This window comes from Allosphingosinicella sp. (assembly GCF_036387215.1).
Lineage (GTDB): Bacteria > Pseudomonadota > Alphaproteobacteria > Sphingomonadales > Sphingomonadaceae > Allosphingosinicella.
Genome location: NZ_DASVUE010000201.1, coordinates 1 through 2,876, shown reverse-complemented (window position 1 = coordinate 2,876; position 2,876 = coordinate 1). Strand labels below are relative to the sequence as shown.

The 2,876-nt window shown below is 67.2% G+C and carries 3 protein-coding genes; all 3 read left to right on the top strand.

Annotated features, from left to right (window positions below; translation table 11 throughout):
* Positions 1-2,094 (top strand): polyribonucleotide nucleotidyltransferase (pnp, locus tag VF662_RS08145; RefSeq protein ID WP_464139720.1); only part of this gene is annotated, 2,094 nt, incomplete at its 5' end.
* A gap of 126 nt (positions 2,095-2,220) precedes the next feature.
* Positions 2,221-2,541: a PadR family transcriptional regulator gene (locus VF662_RS08140; protein WP_464139718.1), complete on the top strand. Its 321-nt coding sequence runs from the start codon at positions 2,221-2,223 to the stop codon at positions 2,539-2,541.
* A partial coding sequence (locus tag VF662_RS08135; protein WP_464139716.1) for a hypothetical protein occupies positions 2,538-2,876 on the top strand: 339 nt, incomplete at its 3' end. The genes VF662_RS08140 and VF662_RS08135, both read left to right, overlap by 4 nt.

The following is a 2,876-nucleotide window of genomic DNA, read 5'->3' as shown; positions in this document are numbered from 1 at the left end:
ATCGACCGGCCGATCCGCCCGCTCTTCCCCGAAGGTTTCTACAACGAAGTCCTCGTGATCGCTCACGTGCTGTCCTATGACGGCGAGAACGAGCCCGACATCCTGGCGATGATCGCCGCGTCCGCCGCGCTGACGCTTTCGGGCGTTCCTTTCATGGGCCCGATCGCGGCCGCCCGCGTCGGCTATAAGGACGGCGAGTATCAGCTCAATCCGTCGCTCGAGCAGATCGCGGAAGGCGAGCTCGACCTCGCAGTCGCCGGCACGCGCGACGCGGTGCTGATGGTGGAATCCGAAGCCAAGGAGCTTTCCGAGGAAGTCATGCTCGGCGCCGTCATGTTCGCGCACGAGCAGTCGAAGCCGGTGATCGACGCGATCATCCGCCTCGCCGAGCAGGCCGCCAAGGAGCCTTGGGAGCTTGCCACCGACGACGAAGAGAGCGGCACGATCCTCGGCAAACTCCGCGAGCTCGCCGGCAACGGCCTCGAAGGCGCGTACAAGCTCACCAAGAAGGCAGAGCGCGTCGCTGCAATCGCTGCCGCCAAGACGCCGCTCAAGGACGCCTATGCCGACGCGGACCCCGCGACCAAGCTCAAGGCCTCCAAGCTCGGCAAGAAGCTCGAAGCCGAGATCGTCCGCACCGCCATCCTGAAGGAAGGCCGCCGTATCGACGGCCGCGACACGAAGACGGTCCGCCCGATCGAGGCGATGGTCGGCTTCCTGCCGCGGACCCACGGCTCGGCGCTCTTCACGCGCGGCGAGACCCAGGCGATCGTCACCACGACGCTCGGCACCAAGGACGCGGAGCAGATGATCGACGGCCTCACCGGCCTCAATTACGAGCATTTCATGCTGCATTATAACTTCCCGCCCTATTCGGTCGGCGAAGTCGGACGCTTCGGCGCTCCGGGGCGGCGTGAGGTCGGCCACGGCAAGCTCGCCTGGCGGGCGATCCACCCGATGCTGCCGACGAAGGACGAGTTCCCCTACACGATCCGAGTCCTCGCCGACATCACCGAGAGCAACGGCTCCTCGTCGATGGCGACCGTCTGCGGCGCTTCGCTGTCGCTGATGGATGCGGGCGTTCCGCTGAAGCGGCCGGTCGCGGGTATCGCCATGGGCCTGATCCTCGAGGGCAACGACTTCGCCGTCATCTCCGACATCCTCGGCGACGAGGATCATCTCGGGGACATGGACTTCAAGGTGGCGGGCACGTCCGAGGGCATCACCGCCCTGCAGATGGACATCAAGATCGCCGGCATCACCGAGGAGATCATGCGGGTCGCGCTTTCGCAGGCGACGGAAGGGCGCAACCATATCCTCGGCGAGATGGCCAAGGCGCTTGGCGAAGTGCGCGGCGAGCTTTCGGCTCACGCGCCGCGGATCGAGACGATGCAGATCGACAAGTCGAAGATCCGCGAAGTCATCGGTACCGGCGGCAAGGTGATCCGCGAGATCGTCGCGGAGACGGGCGCCAAGGTCGACATCGACGACGAGGGCTTGATCAAGATCAGCTCGTCGGACGTGAACCAGATCGAGGCGGCGCGCCGCTGGATCCAGGGCATCGTCGAGGAGCCGGAGGTGGGCAAGGTCTACACCGGCAAGGTCGTGAACCTCGTCGATTTCGGCGCCTTTGTGAACTTCATGGGCGGCAAGGACGGACTCGTCCACGTCTCCGAGATCCGCAACGAGCGGGTTGAGAAGGTGTCGGACGCGCACTCCGAGGGTCAGGAAGTGAAGGTCAAGGTCCTTGAGATCGATCAGCGCGGCAAGGTCCGTCTGTCGATGCGTGTCGTCGATCAGGAGACCGGAGCCGAGCTGGAGGACACCCGTCCCCCGCGCGAAGAGCGTCCCCGCGGCGAAGGCCGTGGTGATCGGGGCGACAGGGGCGATCGCGGCCGTGGCGGCCGCGACCGCGGCCCCCGCCGCGACGGCGAAGGCCGTGGCGATCGCGGCGGCCGTGACCGCGATCGCGGTCCCCGGGGCGAAGGCGGCGGCGATCGTGACCGCGGCCCCCGCCGCGACCGCGACGGCGGCAATGACGACGGCCCGGCGCCCGAGTTCGCGCCGGCGTTCCTGACGCGCGACGACGACTAAGTCGTCATCCGCTAAGAGCTCAAACAGAAAGGGCCTCGTGAGAAATCGCGGGGCCCTTTTCTTTTTGCGCATTGTAAAGCTAGGAGCGGGATTGACACCAATTCGATATAGGTAGAGTTATGGTGCGTGGCACGCTCTCGCGCACTTTCCGGCCAGGCCCGCGCCCTTCTCTCCGTGCTTCTCGGTGCGGGGCAGGAGTGGCGGCACGGCTACGATCTCGCCCACCTGACGGGGCTCCGGTCAGGAACGCTCTATCCCTTGCTGATCCGGCTCGAAGCGCAGGGATATCTGCAGGCGGAGTGGCAGCCCCCGGCGGCTGCGGGGCGTCCGCCGCGGCATGCCTACAGGCTGACGGCCGCTGGGCTTGCGCTTGCGCGGAGCCAGCAGGCGGAGATGAACGGCGGTGCCGCTCCAGCGGGCCGGAAGGCCGGCGAGGCGCTCTCATGAGGCAGGCACCGGCGCGGCACGGAGCACGACTGCTCGGGCGGCTGCTGGAGCACGTCTATCCCAGGGATCAGGCCGGCTGGGTGCGCGCAATGCGCTCTGAGATCGAGCAGGTGGAGCGGGACGGCGCCGCTTTCCGGTTCGCCCTCGGCTGCCTCTGGGGCGGCTGCCGCCAAGCCCTGGCGGAGCAGGTTTCATCTACAGCGAAAGGAGTTGCGACGATGGCGATCGAATGGGGCAAGCTGCGGCAGCCACGGAATGCGGGGATCGCCTGCGGGGTCGCGGCGACCTGCCTCGGCATATCCTATCTCGTGTTGGCGGGGGCGCCGGGGCGGTAC